Origin of the sequence: Thioalkalivibrio sp. HL-Eb18 (assembly GCF_000364985.1) — a bacterium.
Lineage (GTDB): Bacteria > Pseudomonadota > Gammaproteobacteria > Ectothiorhodospirales > Ectothiorhodospiraceae > Thioalkalivibrio.
This window is the reverse complement of the sequence record NZ_KB822980.1, coordinates 1-16,446: the sequence shown is the minus strand read 5'-3', so window position 1 is coordinate 16,446 and position 16,446 is coordinate 1. Positions and strand designations below refer to the sequence as shown.

General features: G+C 67.1%; 10 protein-coding genes, 1 tRNA gene and 1 pseudogene. 11 read left to right on the top strand and 1 reads right to left on the bottom strand.

What is annotated here, in order from left to right:
* The first annotated feature begins 126 nt into the window (after positions 1 to 126).
* The 3 genes and pseudogenes from F813_RS13735 to F813_RS0112835 all read left to right on the top strand — a co-directional run bounded on the left by F813_RS13735 (position 127) and on the right by F813_RS0112835 (position 6,057).
* Positions 127 to 1,431: pseudogene (locus F813_RS13735) on the top strand (efflux RND transporter periplasmic adaptor subunit).
* On the top strand, positions 1,431 to 4,577 hold the full coding sequence (locus F813_RS0112840; RefSeq protein ID WP_017926865.1) for an efflux RND transporter permease subunit: 3,147 nt from the start codon (positions 1,431 to 1,433) through the stop codon (positions 4,575 to 4,577). Before F813_RS13735 ends, F813_RS0112840 begins: the two are co-directional and overlap by 1 nt.
* 7 nt (positions 4,578 to 4,584) lie before the next feature.
* A complete protein-coding gene (locus F813_RS0112835; protein ID WP_026148290.1) occupies positions 4,585 to 6,057 on the top strand; it encodes an efflux transporter outer membrane subunit in 1,473 nt (490 codons plus the stop codon).
* A 12-nt stretch (positions 6,058 to 6,069) separates the two neighbouring features.
* Here the strand turns inward: F813_RS0112835 and mutS are convergent, their stop codons facing one another.
* Positions 6,070 to 8,712 (bottom strand): DNA mismatch repair protein MutS, encoded by a 2,643-nt coding sequence (mutS, locus tag F813_RS0112830; RefSeq protein WP_017926863.1) that lies wholly within the window; start codon positions 8,710 to 8,712, stop codon positions 6,070 to 6,072.
* A gap of 389 nt (positions 8,713 to 9,101) precedes the next feature.
* On the opposite strand from mutS, the gene F813_RS0112825 reads away from it, so the two are divergent.
* The 8 genes from F813_RS0112825 to F813_RS0112790 all read left to right on the top strand — a co-directional run bounded on the left by F813_RS0112825 (position 9,102) and on the right by F813_RS0112790 (position 16,366).
* Positions 9,102 to 9,401 carry a PilZ domain-containing protein gene (locus tag F813_RS0112825; RefSeq protein ID WP_017926862.1) on the top strand — a complete coding sequence of 100 codons (300 nt, stop codon included), beginning with the start codon at positions 9,102 to 9,104 and terminating at the stop codon, positions 9,399 to 9,401.
* Between the two features lie 7 nt (positions 9,402 to 9,408).
* On the top strand, positions 9,409 to 9,939 hold the full coding sequence (locus F813_RS0112820; RefSeq protein ID WP_012982995.1) for a CinA family protein: 531 nt from the start codon (positions 9,409 to 9,411) through the stop codon (positions 9,937 to 9,939).
* Between the two features lie 154 nt (positions 9,940 to 10,093).
* A complete protein-coding gene (recA, locus tag F813_RS0112815) occupies positions 10,094 to 11,140 on the top strand; it encodes a recombinase RecA (RefSeq protein WP_012982994.1) in 1,047 nt (348 codons plus the stop codon).
* The gene (locus tag F813_RS0112810; protein WP_017926861.1) at positions 11,115 to 11,597 is read left to right on the top strand and encodes a regulatory protein RecX; all 483 of its coding nucleotides are present in this window, start codon (positions 11,115 to 11,117) and stop codon (positions 11,595 to 11,597) included. Before recA ends, F813_RS0112810 begins: the two co-directional genes overlap by 26 nt.
* 275 nt (positions 11,598 to 11,872) lie before the next feature.
* A complete protein-coding gene (alaS, locus tag F813_RS0112805; RefSeq protein ID WP_012982992.1) occupies positions 11,873 to 14,482 on the top strand; it encodes an alanine--tRNA ligase in 2,610 nt (869 codons plus the stop codon).
* Positions 14,483 to 14,630: 148 nt separating this feature from the next.
* Entirely contained in the window at positions 14,631 to 15,875 is a 1,245-nt protein-coding gene (locus F813_RS0112800) for an aspartate kinase (RefSeq protein ID WP_017926860.1), read from the top strand.
* A gap of 68 nt (positions 15,876 to 15,943) precedes the next feature.
* A complete protein-coding gene (gene csrA / locus F813_RS0112795; RefSeq protein ID WP_012982990.1) occupies positions 15,944 to 16,192 on the top strand; it encodes a carbon storage regulator CsrA in 249 nt (82 codons plus the stop codon).
* An 83-nt stretch (positions 16,193 to 16,275) separates the two neighbouring features.
* Positions 16,276 to 16,366, top strand: a tRNA-Ser gene (locus F813_RS0112790).
* Positions 16,367 to 16,446 lie beyond the last annotated feature (80 nt).

Below are 16,446 nucleotides of genomic sequence, written 5' to 3'. Positions count from 1 at the left end.
GGTTCTTCGTCGAGTTCCGGTCCGGATTTTCGGCGGACTGCGGCCTTTCGGCGTGACGGGAATCACAATTTTGCGCCCCTGACGGGGGTGGACTCCGGGCGTGCCCGGATCAGCGGGGAAGCTTGCATGTACCACCTCCGACTGGCCGCCCCGTTTTCGGCCACTGGCGTTTCACTCCTGGCCCTCCTGCTGGCTCTTGTACTGCCCGGTTGCGCGGCAGAATCGGAGGACGAGGATGAGGTGGCATCCGAGCCGGTGGAAGTGCCCGTGCGCTCGCTGGAGAGCGAGCTGGTGTCGATCTCGCGCACCTATACGGCCCGCACCCGCAGTCCGCGCGAGGTGGAGGTGCGCGCGCGGGTGGCGGGCGTGCTAGAAAGCCGCCGTTACGACGAAGGCGAGATGGTCGAGCGCGGTACCGAGCTGTTCCGCATTGATCCTTCGCCCTATGCCGTGCGGGTGCGCAGCGCGCAGGCCAGTCTGGAGCGCGCCGAGGCCGAGCAGCGCCAGGCCGAGCGCGAGTGGGGGCGGGTGCTGGACCTGTACGAGGACAATGCCGCCAGTGGCCGCGAGCGCGACGAGGCACGCTCGCAACTGGAACTGGGCGAGGCCGAGGTTGCCGAGGCCGAGGCGGCGCTGGCGGAGGCCCAGCTGGACCTGGATTACACCTCTGTGACCGCACCGCTGGAGGGCATCGCAGGGCTGGAGGAGCGTCCGGAAGGCAGCCTGCTGCAGGCCGGCGACCTGCTGACCACCGTGACCCAGCTCGACCCCATCCGGGCCGACTTCGCGATCCCCGAGGGACATCTGACGGCGTACGGACCACAGATCCGCTCCGGTGTCGGCCTGACCGTGTTGCTGACCCTGCCGGATGGTTCGCTGTATCCGCATCAGGGGCAGATCGACGTGACCGAGGCGGCGGTGGACGAGGCCACGGGCATGGTCGAGGTGCGCGCGCTGTTCCCCAACCGCTAGGTCCAGTTGCTGCCCGGACAGTTCGTGCGCGTGACCCTGAGCGGCCTGATGGCGGGACATGGCATGCGCGTGCCGCATGCCGCGGTGATCGAGGGCTCCGACGGGGCCGCGGTGTATGTCGTCGACGACGATGACATCCCGCATGTGCGGCCGATCCAGATCGGCATGGACCTCGACGAGGACTTTCTGGTTACCGCCGGGCTGAGCGATGGCGACCGGATCGTGGTCGGGGGGGTGGCCGGCGTCGAGGAGGGGGAACGGATCGAACCCCGGGACGCCCCGCGCGAGACGGAAGAGCCCGTGTCGCCGGGTGTGCTGCCGGAGGTAGCACCGGATCTGCTGGACGAGGTGATGGATCCGGAGACCGAGGCCGATGCGGTCGAGGACATCCTGGACGGGGTGGGCAATGGCGCCGAGCCGGGGCTGGATGATCCCGACGCCGACGAGGCGTCCGACTAATGCTGCGCTTTTTCATCGGCCGGCCGGTACTGGCCTCGGTCATCTCGATCCTGTTCGTGCTGGCCGGGCTGTCGTCGGCCCTGCTGCTGCCGGTCGACCAGTATCCGGACATCCTGCCGCCCAAGGTGATCGTGACCGCCAGTTATCCGGGCGCGAGCGCCGAGGCGGTGGCGGAGACCGTGGCCGCCCCGATCGAGGCGACGGTCGATGGCGTGGACAACATGGCGTACATGCGTTCGAAGTCCACCGACGACGGCGACATGGAGCTGATCGTCACCTTCGAGGTGGGGACCGACCCCGACATCGCCGCGATCAACGTCAGCAACGAGGTCGAGGGTGCGATGGGACGGTTGCCGGAGACGGTGACCGGGGCCGGAATCGCGGTGGAGAAACGTGCCCCGTCGATGCTGCAGATGATCACGTTCACCTCGTCGGACGGCAGCCTCGACAACCGCTTTATCAGCGACTACGTCTGGCGCAATGTCTACTCGGAGCTGCGCCGCGCGCCGGGCGTGGGGGACCAGACCTTCTTTGGTGCGCAGATCTATTCGATGCGGATCTGGCTGCAGCCGGACCAGATGGCGGAGTACGACCTGACCGCCAGTGACATCCGTTCCGCGATCCAGGAGCAGAACGAGCAGTACGCGGCCGGCCAGTTCGGCGCCGAGCCGATGGAGAACGCGATCGACTTCACCTATGCGGTGACGACCCCCGAGCGGTTCTCCGAGGAGGAGGAATTCGAGCAGGTGATCCTGCGCAGTGCGCCGGACGGTTCCGCCCTGCGGCTGGGTGACGTGGCGCGGGTGGAGCTGGGCGCGCACTTCTACAACTTCGATGCCAAGCACAACGGCCAGTCCACCGTGCCGGTGGGGGTCTACCTGGAGCCCGGCGCCAACGCGCTGGAGACGGCGCGCGGGGTGCGCGAGATCCTGGAGGAACTGGAGCCGCGTTTCCCGGATTCGCTGGAATACTCGATCCCGTTCGATACCACGATCTTCATCGACCAGTCGGTGCAGCGCGTACTGCTGACCCTGGTGCAGGCGCTGATCCTGGTGGTCGCAGTGGTGTATCTGTTCCTGCAGACGTTCCGGGCTACGGCCGTGCCGATCATCGCGGTGCCGGTCTCGCTGATCGGGACGCTGGCCGGGATGTACGTGCTCGGCTTTTCCGCGAACATGCTGACGCTGTTCGGGCTGGTGCTGGCGATCGGGATCGTGGTGGACAACGCGATCATTGTGCTCGAGAACACCGAGCGGCTGATGCGCGAGCAGGGGATGAAGGCCGTCGATGCGGCCTATCAGACCGTGGACGAGGTGGCCACACCGATCATCGCGATGACGCTGGTCACCATCGCGGTGTTCGTGCCGGTTGCCTTTATCGGCGGATTCAGCGGGCAGATGTACCAGCAGTTCGCGATCACCATCGCCGTATCGGTGGGGATCTCGGGGATCGTCGCGCTGACCTTGAGCCCGGCGATGTGCGCGCGCCTGTTGTCCGACAAGCCCCGCCGTCCGGCCTTCCCGTTTCGCTGGTTCAACAGCACGTTCGACCGCTTCACCGCCGCCTACATGGTAGGGGTGCGCTTCCTGCTGCGGCGCAATTTCGTGGGCATGGGCCTGTTCGCGCTGCTGCTGGTGGCGATCGTGGTGCTGTTCCGGATCGTGCCCGGTGGCCTGGTGCCGCAGGAGGATCAGGGGTATGTGTTCGCCGCCGCCGAACTGCCCGCCGCGGCCTCGCTGCAGCGTACCCGTGATGTCATGGATCGCCTGGGCGAGGAGGCGCTGGAGTACGACGACACCGCGGACGTCGTGGCCTTCTCCGGCATGGACCTGCTGTCCGACGGCATGAAGACCTATGCCGGCGCGGCCTATGTGACGCTCAATGACTGGTCCGAGCGTCGCGGCGACGATCAGAGCAGCGACGCGGTGATCGACCGTCTGGTCGCCGATGGCGAACGCCAGCCGGAGGCGACGATCCGTGCGTTCAATCCGCCGCCGATCACCGGCATCTCCACCACGGGCGGGTTCGAGGCCTATCTGCAAAGCCGGGTGGGGGATGACTCGGAAACCATGCGCGAGCGCGCCGAGGAGATTATTGCGGCGGCCGCGGAGCGTCCGGAGCTGGCGGATGTGCGCACCTCGCTCAATATCGAGGTGCCGCGTTACGACGCCGATGTGGATCGCGAACGGGCCTTTGCCGCCGGGGTGCCGATCGCGGACGTGTTCGACGCGATGCAGAGCACCTTCGGGGCGGTCTACATCAACGACTTCTCGCTGTTCGGCCGGGTGATGCAGGTGCAGATGCAGGCCGAGGCCGATTACCGCCGGAGCCCGGATGATCTCGATCGCATCTTCGTGCGCTCGGATGGTGGCGACCTGGTGCCGCTGTCCAGCCTGGTGTCGGTCGAGCGGGTACAGGGACCGGACGAGGTGGAGCGCTTCAACGTGTTCCCCGCCGCGCGGATCATGGGCGAGCCCGCACCCGGCTACAGCTCGGGGGATGCAATACAGGCACTGGAGGAAGTGGTCGACGAGACCCTGTCGGACGACTACCTGCTGAGCTGGACCGGTGCCGAGTACCTGGAGCAGCAGGCGGCGGGGACCTCGGTGCTCGCTTTCGTTCTGGGGGTGGTCTTCGTGGTGTTGATCCTGGCCGCCCAGTACGAGCGATGGACGCTGCCATTGGCCGTGCTGATGGCCGTTCCGTTCGCAATCTTCGGGGCCCTGGTCGCGGTCTGGCTGACCGGGCAGGAGAACGGGATCTACTTCCAGATCGGTCTGCTGGTGCTGGTCTCGCTGGCGGCCAAGAACGCGATCCTGATCGTCGAATTCGCGCAGAACAAGCGCAACGAGGGCCTGAGCCTGTTCGATGCCTCGGTGGAGGCGGCCCGCCTGCGTTTCCGGCCGATCATGATGACGGCGATGTCGTTCATCCTGGGCGTGGTTCCGCTGGTACTGGCAACCGGCGCGGGTGCGAACAGTCAGCACGCGATCGGCATCGGCATCATTGGCGGCATGCTGAGCGCGACCTTCCTCGCGCTGCTGTTCGTGCCCCTGTTCTATTTTGTCATTTCCAGTGGCATGGAGCGCCTGAGCAAGCGCCCGCGCGACACGGACGACCCGAAGGAGGCCGGAACGCATGCGTAGGACGCTGTTGGGGGTTTCTGCGGCCGCGCTGCTGGCCGGGTGTGCGGTCGGGCCGGACTACGAGCGCCCGGAGGTCACGCTCCCGGACGAGTGGCCGGAGGAGATCGGTGACCAGATGGACACCGACTACGCCGACGCCGAGTTCTGGTGGGAGATGTTCGAGGACCCGCTGCTGGATCGCCTGGTGCGCGAGGCGCTGGAGAACAATATCGAGGCGGAAATCGCCGCGGCGCGGGTGGTGCAGGCGCGGGCGGTGCTGGGCCTGAGTCGTGCCGAGCAGTTTCCTCAGTTGGACGGGTTCGCCGAGTTCGAACGCGAGTATCCAGCGGGGGACGATGACCCGGAAACCGAGATTGCGATCGGGACGCTGCTGAGCTACGAGGTCGATCTATGGGGGCGGCTGTCGCGCGCAGAGGAGGGAGCGCGGGCGCAACTGCTGAACACGGCGTTTACCCGTGATGCCACCCGCCTGGCGGTTGTGAGCGATGTGGTCAGCACCTATTTCGACTACCGCGCCACGCGGGAGCAGATCGAGACCACCGAGGCGACGATCCTTTCCCAGATCGAGGCGCTGGAACTGGAGCGCTCGCGGCTCGAGAGTGGTGCCACGACGGATCTGACCGTACGCCAGGCCCAGGCCGAACTGGAGACCAGTCGCGCCAGCCTGCCCGATCTTGAGGCGGATGCGGTACAGCAGCGCCGGGCACTGGCGGTGCTGGTGGGGGATACCGAGGCCGTGACCGAAGGTCTGGAGGGGCTCGGCGACGAGGGTCTGGAAGACCTGCCGGATACGATCTCCGGGCTCCCGCATTCGGTACCGTCGGACCTGATGATCCGCCGGCCGGATATCCGGGCGGCGGAGGCCAGCCTGATTGCGGCCAATGCCGATATCGGCGTGGCCCGCGCGGAATGGCTGCCGAGCCTGAACCTGGCCGCGCTGTTCGGGCAGGAGGTCAGCCGGGTCAGCCAGTTTTCCTCCAGTGATTCGTTCTTCTGGGAGTTCCTGGCGGAATCCACGGTGCCGATCCTCGATTTCGGCCGGCGGCGCGCCACGATCGAAGGCGTGCAGGCCGAGCGCGATATCGCCGAGCTGGAATACCGCGCGGCGATTCAGGAGGCCCTGGAGGAGGTCGCCAATACCTGGAGCGTGCTGAACGCGGCGCATGAACGGGTGGAGGTGCGCCAGCGCGAAGTCGGGGCCCGGGTCGAGGTGCTGGACCTGGCGGAGCGCCGCTATCTGGGCGGGTTCGTGGGCTATCTGGAGGTGCTGGATGCGCGGCGGGCCCTGCTGGATGCGCGCCTGACGCTGACCGAGGCCTCGCGTGATCGTCTGGCGGCCACCGCGACGCTGTTCCGCGCCCTGGGCGGTGGCTGGGACAGCGCCGCGATTCCGCATGATGTGCTGGAGGACGATGACCCGGATGCCGCCGAGGCGGAAGCTGAGGAGCAAATCATCGTCCCGGCCGATTCGGAAGACTGACCAACAGGACGCCTATTGCCGATCGCGCAGGGCGTCCTTCATGCGGTAGAGGGCATCCAGGGCCTCGCGCGGGCTCATTTCGTCCGGGTCCAGGGTGTCGAACAGGGCCTTCAGGGCCCGTTCTTCCGAAGACCGCTCCTCGGCAACCGGCTCGGGGGCCGTGGTCGTTGCGTCCGGCGCGGAGGCGAACAGGCCGAGTTGCGGCGAGTCCGTCGCTGCGGCCCGGTCCTCCAGTTCGCGCAGGTGTTCCCGCGCGAGCTTGAGTACATCGGCCGGGACGCCGGCCAGCTGCGCCACCTGCAACCCGTAACTCTGATTCGCCGGACCCTCGCGGACCTGGTGCAGGAACACGATGCTGTGTTCGTGCTCCATGGCGTCCGTGTGCACGTTGGCCACGGCCGGCTCGCGCTCGGCCAGCGCGGTCAGTTCGAAGTAATGCGTGGCGAACAGGGTCAGCGCGCGGTTGTGGCGCGTCAGGCGCTCGGCGCAGGCCAGGGCGAGTGCCAGCCCGTCGAAGGTGCTGGTGCCGCGGCCGATCTCGTCCATCAGCACCAGGCTTTCGGGGCCCGCGTTGTGCAGGATGTTCGCGGCCTCGGTCATCTCCACCATGAAGGTCGAACGCCCGGATGTCAGGTCGTCGGAGGCGCCGATGCGGGTGAAGATGCGGTCCACCGGCCCGATCTGCGCCCGCGCGGCCGGCACGAAGCTGCCCATGCACGCGAGCAGCACGATCAATGCCGTCTGACGCATGTAGGTGGATTTGCCACCCATGTTGGGACCGGTGATCACCAGCAGGCGGCGCGCCTCCGGGTCCAGCTCGGTGTCATTGGCGACGAACGGGGTATCGAGCCCGGCCTCGACCACCGGATGCCGGCCCTGCTCGATATGGATGCCGGGATCCTGGACCAGCTCCGGGCAGTGCCAGTCGAGGCGGGCGGCGCGCTCGGCCAGGCAGGCGAGCACGTCCAGCTCGGCTACGGCGTCGGCGAGGGTGCGCAGGCGCGGGGCGCGGGCCTGCAGGTCGGCGATCAGGTCGTCGAACAGCGCGCGCTCGCGGAGCATGGCCTGCTCGCGGGCGGAGAGGATCTCGTCCTCGAAGCGCTTGAGTTCCTCGGTGGTGTAGCGCTCGGTGTTCTTCAGTGTCTGACGGCGCATGAAGCGGCCGGGGAGCTCGGCCGAGCGGCTGCGCGAGACCTCGATGTAATAGCCGTGCACGCGGTTGTAGGCGACCTTGAGCGTGGGGATGCCGGTGGCCTCGCGCTCGCGGGCCTCGATCTCCCGCAGGAAGGTGTCGCCGTCGCTTTCCAGCGCGCGCAGGCGATCCAGCTCGGGGTCGTAACCCGCGCGGATCATGCCGCCGTCGGTCACCCGCAGCGGTGGCTCCTCCACCAGGGCGGCGCCGAGCCGGGCGGTCAGGTCATCCTCCGGCGCGAGTGCGGCATGCAGGGCGGACAGGCGTTCGGCGACATTGGCCAGCGGCGTCAGGGCCGCGTGCAGGGCCGGCAGGCGTTCCAGACTGGCGAGCAGGGCCGTCAGGTCGCGCGGGCGTGCGCTGCCCAGCACGATGCGCGAGAGGATGCGTTCGCTGTCGGCGGAGCCGGCCAGGGCGTCGCGGATCGGGGTGACGGCCTCCTGTTCCAGCAGGGCGGTGATCGCGGTCTGGCGCTCGCGGATGATCGCGCGCTCGCGCAGCGGCTGGTGCAGCCACTGCATCAGACGGCGGGCGCCCATCGCCGACTGCGTTGTGTCCAACAGGGCGAGCAGAGAACCGCGGCGCTCGCCCGTCAGGGTGCGCGTGAGTTCCAGATTGCGGCGGGTGGCCGGGTCCAGCACCAGCATCTGGCTGCGCTGCTCGTGCGCCAGGCTGGTGATGTGTGCGAGATCGCCGCGATGGCGGTTCTGCACGTAGGCGAGCAGGGCGCCGGCGGCGGCGATGCCGAGGTCCAGCCCCTCGCAGCCAAAGCCGGACAGGTCGCGGGTACCGAAATGGGTGATCAGCAGGCGATGGGCGGAGACCGCGTCGAAATGCCAGTCGGCGTGGCGCTGGGGAGTGAAGGACTCGGTGCCCGGGATCGCGCCGGTCTGATCGGGTACGAGCAGTTCCACCGGGTCGAGCCGCGCCAGTTCGGCGGCCAGCTCGGTTTCGTCGCCGACCTCCAGTACGCGGAACTGGCCGCTGGCGAACTCCAGGCTGGCGATGCCGTAGCCCGTCTTGCGGCCCTTCACGGCGGCGGAAGCGGCCGAGCAGACCGCGACCAGCCGATTCACCTGGCGGGCATCCAGCAGGGCTTCCTCGGTAACCGTGCCCGGAGTCACGATGCGCACGACCTCGCGCTTGACCGGGCCCTTCTGGGCGCCCACCGCACCCGTCTGCTCGCAGATGGCGACGCTCTCGCCCATCTTCAGCAGGCGGGCCAGGTAGCTCTCCAGCGTGTGCACGGGGATCCCGGCCATCGGGATGGGCGCCCCGGCCGATTCGCCGCGCCGGGTCAGGGTGATGTCGAGCAGCCCCGCGGCGCGCTCGGCGTCGTCGTAGAACAGTTCGTAGAAGTCCCCCATGCGGTAGAGCAGCAACGTATCCGGGTACTCGGCCTTGATGGCCAGGTACTGTTGCATCATCGGGGTGTGGGCGGAGAGGGGCTCGGCGGTGCTCATCGGTTCGGCTGCGGTCGATCCGGGCTTGGGGAAACACTGATTAATGTACACGTTCGCGCTCGAGTCGCTTTTGCGTGCGAACAAGGCGCGGTGACTGCCGTGCAGTCATTCTGCACAAGGGAGCCGCAACGCCGTTCGCGCGCAAAAGCGGCCGAGCCCCTTGGGGTTGGCACCCCAGGTTCCCCGATTCGGCGTTGCGCCGCTTGCGGGTAGAACCACTACCCGCTGCACGACGCGCCTTGTCTCGGAAAACCTGGGGTACCAACGCGAGCGTGTACATTAATCAGTATTTCCCTGCCGCGCAGTATACGGATGCGCGGCCTCGTGTGGCAGGTGCACCATCACGAGACGTGATGTGCCACACTCGGGTGGAGTCATGGAGGATGCGCATGCTGGGAGAAGATGATCGCCGGGGCTTCCGGCGCATGCAGGTCGACACCCCCGCACGAGTGACCTGGACGGCGACCGGTGCGGTGGACGAAGTGCGGCTGGAGGATCTTTCGGCCAGCGGCTGTGCCTTTCGCTGGCCGCATGCGCCACAGGCGGGCGAGCGTGTGAGTATCGCGGTTCACAGCCCGGACGGGCGAGTGCCCGCCCTGGAGCGTGCCGGCGAGGTCGTGCGCAGCGAGCCCCTGGGCGAAGATCGGGTGATCTGGCGCGTGGCCATTGTCTTTGATAGCGAGGGATGATCCGGACATGGAAGCGGAATCGACTGTGATTGTGAGCCCGCACGAGCCCGATCTGGCCGGGCTCTCGGCGCTGGTCTACGACCTCGGCGAGCGGCTGCTCGCCAGTGAGCGCAAGTTGTGCACCATCGAGTCCTGTACTGGCGGCGGGATTGCCCAGGCGATTACCGATGTCCCGGGCAGTTCGGGCTGGTTCGAGTGCGGCTGGGTGGCATACTCCAACGCGGCCAAGACGCGGATGGTCGGGGTGCCGGCCGAGCTGATCGAGCAGCACGGCGCGGTCAGCGAGGCCGTGGCGCGGGCAATGGTCGAAGGCGGGCTTGCCCACTGCGATGCCGACCTGGCGCTCTCGGTGACCGGGATCGCCGGGCCTGGCGGCGGCAGCGTGGACAAGCCGGTGGGCACGGTCTGCTTTGGCTGGCAGGAGCGCGGGCAGGATGCGCGCGTCGAGACCTGCCATTTCGATGGCGAACGCCACGATGTACGCCTGCAGGCCATGCTGCACGCACTGAGTGCATTGCTGGTGCACGAGGCGGCCTGACCCCATGACCATCCCCGGAGGCATGGTGCCTCCGGGGATCCCCTTCGAACCGTGAACCCGGGTTGGGTCGCTCCCCGCCCTGTGGGATACTGCGGCCCCGTATCCGCCCCGCAACGGATCGGAAACCATCGCTGCAAGCATCGGGAGGCATACCGTGGACGAGAATCGCAAGAAGGCCCTGACCGCCGCACTGGGGCAGATCGAACGCCAATTCGGCAAGGGCGCGGTGATGCGCATGGGCGATCAGCAGGCGGTGGACGTCCCCGCGATCTCCACGGGTTCCCTGGCGCTGGACATCGCGCTCGGGATTGGCGGCGTGCCGCGCGGGCGCGTGGTCGAGATCTATGGCCCGGAGTCCTCGGGCAAGACGACCCTGACCCTGCAGGTGGTGGCCGAGGCGCAGAAGCTGGGCGGCACCGCCGCGTTCGTGGACGCCGAGCACGCGCTGGACCCGACCTACGCCGAGAAGCTGGGCGTGAACGTGGACGATCTGCTGGTCTCGCAGCCGGATACCGGTGAGCAGGCGCTGGAGATCGCCGACATGCTGGTGCGCTCCGGTGCGGTGGATGTGGTGATCGTCGACTCGGTGGCCGCGCTCACGCCCAAGGCCGAGATCGAGGGCGAGATGGGCGACTCCCATGTCGGCCTGCAGGCGCGTCTGATGTCGCAGGCGCTGCGCAAGCTGACCGCCAACATCAAGCGCTCCAACACCCTGGTCATCTTCATCAACCAGATCCGCATGAAGATCGGCGTGATGTTCGGGAGCCCCGAGACCACCACCGGCGGCAACGCGCTCAAGTTCTATTCCTCCGTGCGCATGGACATCCGCCGCATCGGCGCGATCAAGAAGGGCGACGAGGTGATCGGCAACGAGACCCGCGTGAAGGTCGTCAAGAACAAGATGGCACCCCCGTTCCGCGAGGCCTACTTCGAGATCCTCTACGGCGAGGGCATCTCGCGGGTCGGCGAGATCATCGAGATGGGTGTGAAGGAAGGCCTGATTGACAAGGCCGGCGCCTGGTACAGCTACAACGGCGAGCGGATTGGTCAGGGCAAGGAAAACGCCCGCCAGTACCTGAAGGACAACCCGCAGATCGCCGAGGAAGTCGAAAAGACCCTGCGCGAACGCCTGCTGCCGAAGCGCAACAAGGCTGCGGTGGAGGACGAGCCGGTCGATGCCCCGGTCGAGGAGCAAGGCTGACCCGGCCGACCCGGACGCCGCACTGGAGGCCGGGCTCCGGCTGCTGGTGCGGCGCGAGCATTCCGCGCTGGAGCTCGCGCGCAAGCTGGCCGAGCGCGGGTTCGAGCGCGACGCGGTGGATGCCGCGCTGGAACGCGCGCGGGAACTCGACTACCTGAGCGACACCCGTTACGCGGACTTCATCGCCCGCCACCGCACCGAGCAGGGCTACGGCGAACAGCGCATCCGTGCCGAACTTGCCCACAACGGCATCGGCAACGACACCGTCAACGCCGCCATCGACGCCCTGGAGGTCAACTGGACCGACCAGGCCCGCGGCCAGCTCGAACGCCACTTCCGCTACCCCCCCGATACCCGCGAAGACGAGGCCCGCATGCTCCGCCACCTCGCCGGCCGCGGCTTCTCCGGCGGCGTTGCCCACCAGGCCCTCGCGGCCTGGAAGGACGAGACCCCGTAGGACGCAGGAGGCCATGGTCCCCACTGTAGGAGCGCAGCCCTCTGCGCGACACGACGTTTGGTGATGCCCCGATCGGCCAGTGGTCTGGCCTCCTACCGGTTGGTGGCTCTGTCGCTGTAGGAGCGCAGCCCTCTGCGCGATGGGGTGCTGGACAGGCCCGATCGGCCAGAGGGCTGGCCTCCTGCATCATGGCCCGAAGGCGGGCCCGGCAATACGCGGGTTGGGGGCTTGCGTGATAGGATTCCGGTTTTGACCCCATATTCAATCGGAACCGCATGAAAAGCGCCGACATTCGCCGGAGTTTCCTCGAATTCTTTGAAGGGCATGGCCATACGATCGTGTCCTCCAGCCCGCTGGTACCGGGCAACGATCCCACGCTGTTGTTCACCAACGCGGGGATGGTGCAGTTCAAGGATGTGTTCCTCGGTCGCGAGAAGCGTTCGTACAACCGCGCGGTATCCAGCCAGCGCTGCGTGCGCGCGGGCGGCAAGCACAACGACCTGGAAAACGTCGGTTACACCGCGCGGCATCACACCTTCTTCGAGATGCTGGGCAACTTCAGCTTTGGCGACTACTTCAAGCGCGATGCGATCCACTACGCCTGGCAGTTCCTGACCGAGACCATTGGTCTGCCGCCGGAAAAGCTGTGGGTCACGGTCTACGAGACCGACGACGACGCCTATAACGTCTGGGCGAACGAGATCCAGGTCCCGGCCGAGCGCATCGTGCGCATCGGTGACAAGCCGGACGGCGGCTCCGACAACTTCTGGCAGATGGGCGACACCGGCCCCTGCGGCCCCTGCACCGAGGTCTTCTATGACCACGGGCCGGAGGTCGAGGGTGGCCCGCCCGGATCCCCGGACGAAGACGGTGATCGCTACATCGAGATTTGGAATCTGGTGTTCATGCAGTACGACCGCGACGCGGACGGCACGCTGAACCCGCTGCCGCGTCCGTCGGTGGATACCGGCATGGGCCTCGAACGCCTGGCCGCGGTGCTGCAGGGCGTGCACTCCAATTACGAGATCGACCTGTTCCAGGACCTGATCGCGGCCGCCGCACGTGTGACCGGGGCGAAGGAGCAGGACTCCGCCTCGCTGCGCGTGATCGCCGACCACATCCGTTCCATCGCCTTCCTGATTACCGACGGCGTGCTGCCGTCGAATGAGGGCCGCGGCTACGTGCTGCGCCGCATCATCCGCCGCGCCGCGCGCCATGGCTTCAAGGTGGGCGCGCAGGACGCCTTCCTCTACCAGATGGTCGGCGATCTGGTGCGCGTAATGGGCGAGGCCTTCCCGGAGCTGGCCGAGGCGCAGGCCCGGGTCGAGCAGGTACTGGAGAAGGAGGAACGCAAGTTCCTGGAGACGCTCGACAAGGGCATGAAGATCCTCGAGGACGACCTGCGCGATCTCGAGGGCAAGGTGATCCCGGGCGAGACCATCTTCCTGCTGTATGACACCTACGGCTTCCCGGTGGACCTGACCGGGGACATCGCGCGCGAGCGTGGCCTGGAGCTGGACATGGCGGGCTTCGAGTCCGCGATGGCCGACCAGCGCGCCCGGGCCCGCGCCGCCAGCCACTTCTCCATGGACGACGGCGGCCTGCCGCAGATCGATCTCGAGACCACATTCTCCGGCTACGAGACCGTCGACGACGAGGGTCGCGTGGTCGCGCTGTACCAGAACGGCGAGCCGGTCGAACGACTCGAGGTCGGCGCCGAAGGTCTGGTGGTGCTGGACCGTACGCCGTTCTACGGCGAGTCCGGCGGCCAGGTGGGCGATGTCGGCACGCTGAGCGGCTCCGGCGTGCGCTTCCAGGTCGCCGATACGCGCAAGCAGGGCGCGGCGCATATCCATGTCGGCCAGGTCCGTGCCGGCACGCTGGAGGTTGGCCAGACGCTGCAGGCCGCGGTCGAAGGCCCGCGCCGCGAGAATATCCGTCGCCACCACTCGGCGACCCACCTGCTGCACAAGGCCCTGCGCGACCAGCTGGGCGACCACGTCCAGCAGAAGGGCTCGCTGGTGGACCCCGATCGCCTGCGTTTCGACTTCACCCACATGGAGCCGCTGACCGACGAACAGCTACGCGCCATCGAGGCCCAGGTGAACGCCGAGATCCTGGCCAATGAGGCCACAGACACCCGCGTGATGGACATCGAATCGGCGATGGAGTCCGGCGCGGTCGCCCTGTTCGGCGAGAAGTACGGCGACCAGGTGCGCGTGCTGAAGATCGGCACCTCCGTGGAGCTGTGCGGCGGCACGCATGTGGATCGTACCGGCGACATCGGACTGTTCCGCATTACCTCCGAGGGTGGGGTGGCTGCCGGGATCCGCCGTATTGAGGCGGTGGCCGGCGAGGTGGCGCTACGCTGGGTGGACGAGCAGCTCGGGTATCTGGATGCGATCGCCGACCGCCTGCGTGCCGGGCGTGGCGAGGCGGCCGACAAGGTCGCCCAGTTGCAGGAGCGCTCGCGCGAACTGGAAAAGCAGATCGAACAGCTCAAGGGCAAGCTGGCCAGCCAGGCCGGCAGCGACCTGGCCTCGCAGGCGCAGGAGGTCGGCGGCGTGCAGGTGCTGGCCGCGAAGATCGACGGCGTGGAGCCCAAGGCCCTGCGCGACATGGTCGACCAGCTCAAGCAGAAACTTGGCAAGGCGGTCGTGGTCCTGGGAACCGCGACCGGCGAGGGCAAGGTCAGCCTGGTGGCCGGCGTTACCAAGGCCGAGACCGGCCAGTTCAAGGCCGGCGACCTGGTCGGTCATGTCGCCGCGCAGGTGGACGGCAAGGGCGGCGGTCGCCCGGACATGGCGATGGCCGGCGGCCAGAGCCCGGACAAGCTGGATGCCGCGCTGGCCTCGGTCGCGGACTGGGTACGCGAACGCGCCTGAGGACCCTCCGTCATCGCGGGGCCAGCGCCCACGATGTCTGTCCGCCACCCTGGGGGCGCTTTCTGGGCGTGCTCGGGGTTCTCGCAATGACGATCTGAATGATGTTTAATGCGCCGCCTTTCCGGGCGGCGGTGAATGGAATCGTGCAATGGCGTTGCTGGTACTGAAATTCGGGGGCACCTCGGTGGGCACCACCGAGCGCATCGAGGCGGTCGCGGAGCGGGCGCTGAAGCTACGCGAGGAGGGCCATCAATTGGTGATCGTCGTCTCCGCGATGAGCGGCGAGACGGATCGTCTGCTGGGGCTTGCGCACGCCCTGAACCCGCGGGCCGATGGTCGCGAGCTGGATGTACTTCTCTCCACCGGCGAGCAGGTGACGATTGCCCTGCTGTCGATGGCGCTGGAGGCGCATGGTTGCCCGGCGCGCTCCTATACCGGCGCCCAGGTCACGATTCGCACGGACAGCGCACATAACAAGGCGCGTATCCGCAGTATCGACGATGCCCGTGTGCGCGCGGATCTGGAGGCCGGCCGAGTGGTCGTTGTGGCCGGATTCCAGGGTGTGGACGAGCACGGCGCAATCACCACACTGGGCCGCGGCGGGTCGGATACAACGGCGGTCGCGCTGGCGGCCGCGCTGAAGGCCGATGAGTGCCGGATCTATACGGATGTCGACGGTGTGTACACCACTGACCCGCGCCTGGTGCCGAATGCGCGACGCCTGCACAGCATCACCTTCGAGGAGATGCTGGAGATGGCGAGCCTCGGCTCCAAGGTGCTGCAGATTCGCGCGGTGGAATTTGCGGGCAAGTACAACGTCCCTCTAAGAGTCCTGTCCTCGTTTGAGGAAGGACAAGGGACACTGATTACCACGGAGGAGGATGCGCAGGTGGAACAGGCGCTGGTTGCGGGTATCGCGTTCAATCAGAACGAGGCCCAGCTGACGGTTCAGGGCGTCCCCGATCAGCCGGGGGTCGCGCATCGTATCCTCGGGCCGATCGCGGACGCCAACATCGAGGTGGACATGATCGTGCAGAACGTGGGCGCGGATCAGACCACCGACTTCACCTTTACGGTGCATCGCAACGACTATGACAAGGCGCTGACGATTCTGCAGGATGCCTGCAAGGCCTTGAATGCACGTGAGGTCTCCGGGGATACCCACATCGTGAAGATCTCGGTGGTCGGCGTCGGGATGCGTTCGCACGCCGGGATTGCCAGCAAGATGTTCGAGGCCCTGTCGCGCGAGACGATCAACATTCGGATGATTTCGACCTCCGAGATCAAGATCTCGGTGGTCGTGGATGAGAAGTACCTCGAACTTGCAGTACGCGCTCTCCATGATGCCTTTGAACTTGAGCATGAACCTGTCGGTCAACAGGAGGACGGTTAAGGATGACAGACCGTAAAACGGTTACCGGACGACCGACTGCGTCCGACACAGGCACTGCGGAGAAGAGCATGCTCATTTTGACTCGACGTGTGGGCGAGACCCTCATGATCGGCGAGGACGTTTCCGTCACCGTCCTGGGGGTCAAGGGCAATCAGGTTCGTATCGGGATCAACGCGCCTCAGGACGTTGCTGTCCACCGCGAGGAGATTTTCCAGCGCATCCAGCGCGAATCCAACGTAGCGGGCGACGATCAGGGCTCGTCCGGCGGTGGGTCTGCCCCAGGGGGGAGCGTGGCCGCTTCCTCGCGCGACGACTGACAGAGGTTGCCAGGCCCGGCGGTCCCAGTGGCCGCCGGGCCTTTTCTTTATGGGCCCAAGCCCGTATCCTGTGCCGCGTTTCCGGAGAGTTGGCCGAGTGGTCGAAGGCGCTCCCCTGCTAAGGGAGTATGGGTCAAAAGCCCATCGAGGGTTCGAATCCCTCACTCTCCGCCAAATCCTGCAAAGGGGTCCGAGTGGCCCCTTTCGCACGTCTGGCCCCCGAGGTATCGGGATTCGAACCCGAGATATAGAAA

Excerpts from the sequence above, each read along its gene's own strand:
- F813_RS0112840 (WP_017926865.1), top strand. The coding sequence starts at position 1,431 with ATGCTGCGCTTTTTCATCGGCCGGCCGGTACTGGCCTCGGTCATCTCG.
- mutS (WP_017926863.1), bottom strand. The coding sequence starts at position 8,712 with ATGAGCACCGCCGAGCCCCTCTCCGCCCACACCCCGATGATGCAACAG.
- F813_RS0112825 (WP_017926862.1), top strand. The coding sequence starts at position 9,102 with ATGCTGGGAGAAGATGATCGCCGGGGCTTCCGGCGCATGCAGGTCGAC.
- F813_RS0112820 (WP_012982995.1), top strand. The coding sequence starts at position 9,409 with ATGGAAGCGGAATCGACTGTGATTGTGAGCCCGCACGAGCCCGATCTG.
- F813_RS0112810 (WP_017926861.1), top strand. The coding sequence starts at position 11,115 with ATGCCCCGGTCGAGGAGCAAGGCTGACCCGGCCGACCCGGACGCCGCA.
- alaS (WP_012982992.1), top strand. The coding sequence starts at position 11,873 with ATGAAAAGCGCCGACATTCGCCGGAGTTTCCTCGAATTCTTTGAAGGG.
- F813_RS0112800 (WP_017926860.1), top strand. The coding sequence starts at position 14,631 with ATGGCGTTGCTGGTACTGAAATTCGGGGGCACCTCGGTGGGCACCACC.
- csrA (WP_012982990.1), top strand. The coding sequence starts at position 15,944 with ATGCTCATTTTGACTCGACGTGTGGGCGAGACCCTCATGATCGGCGAG.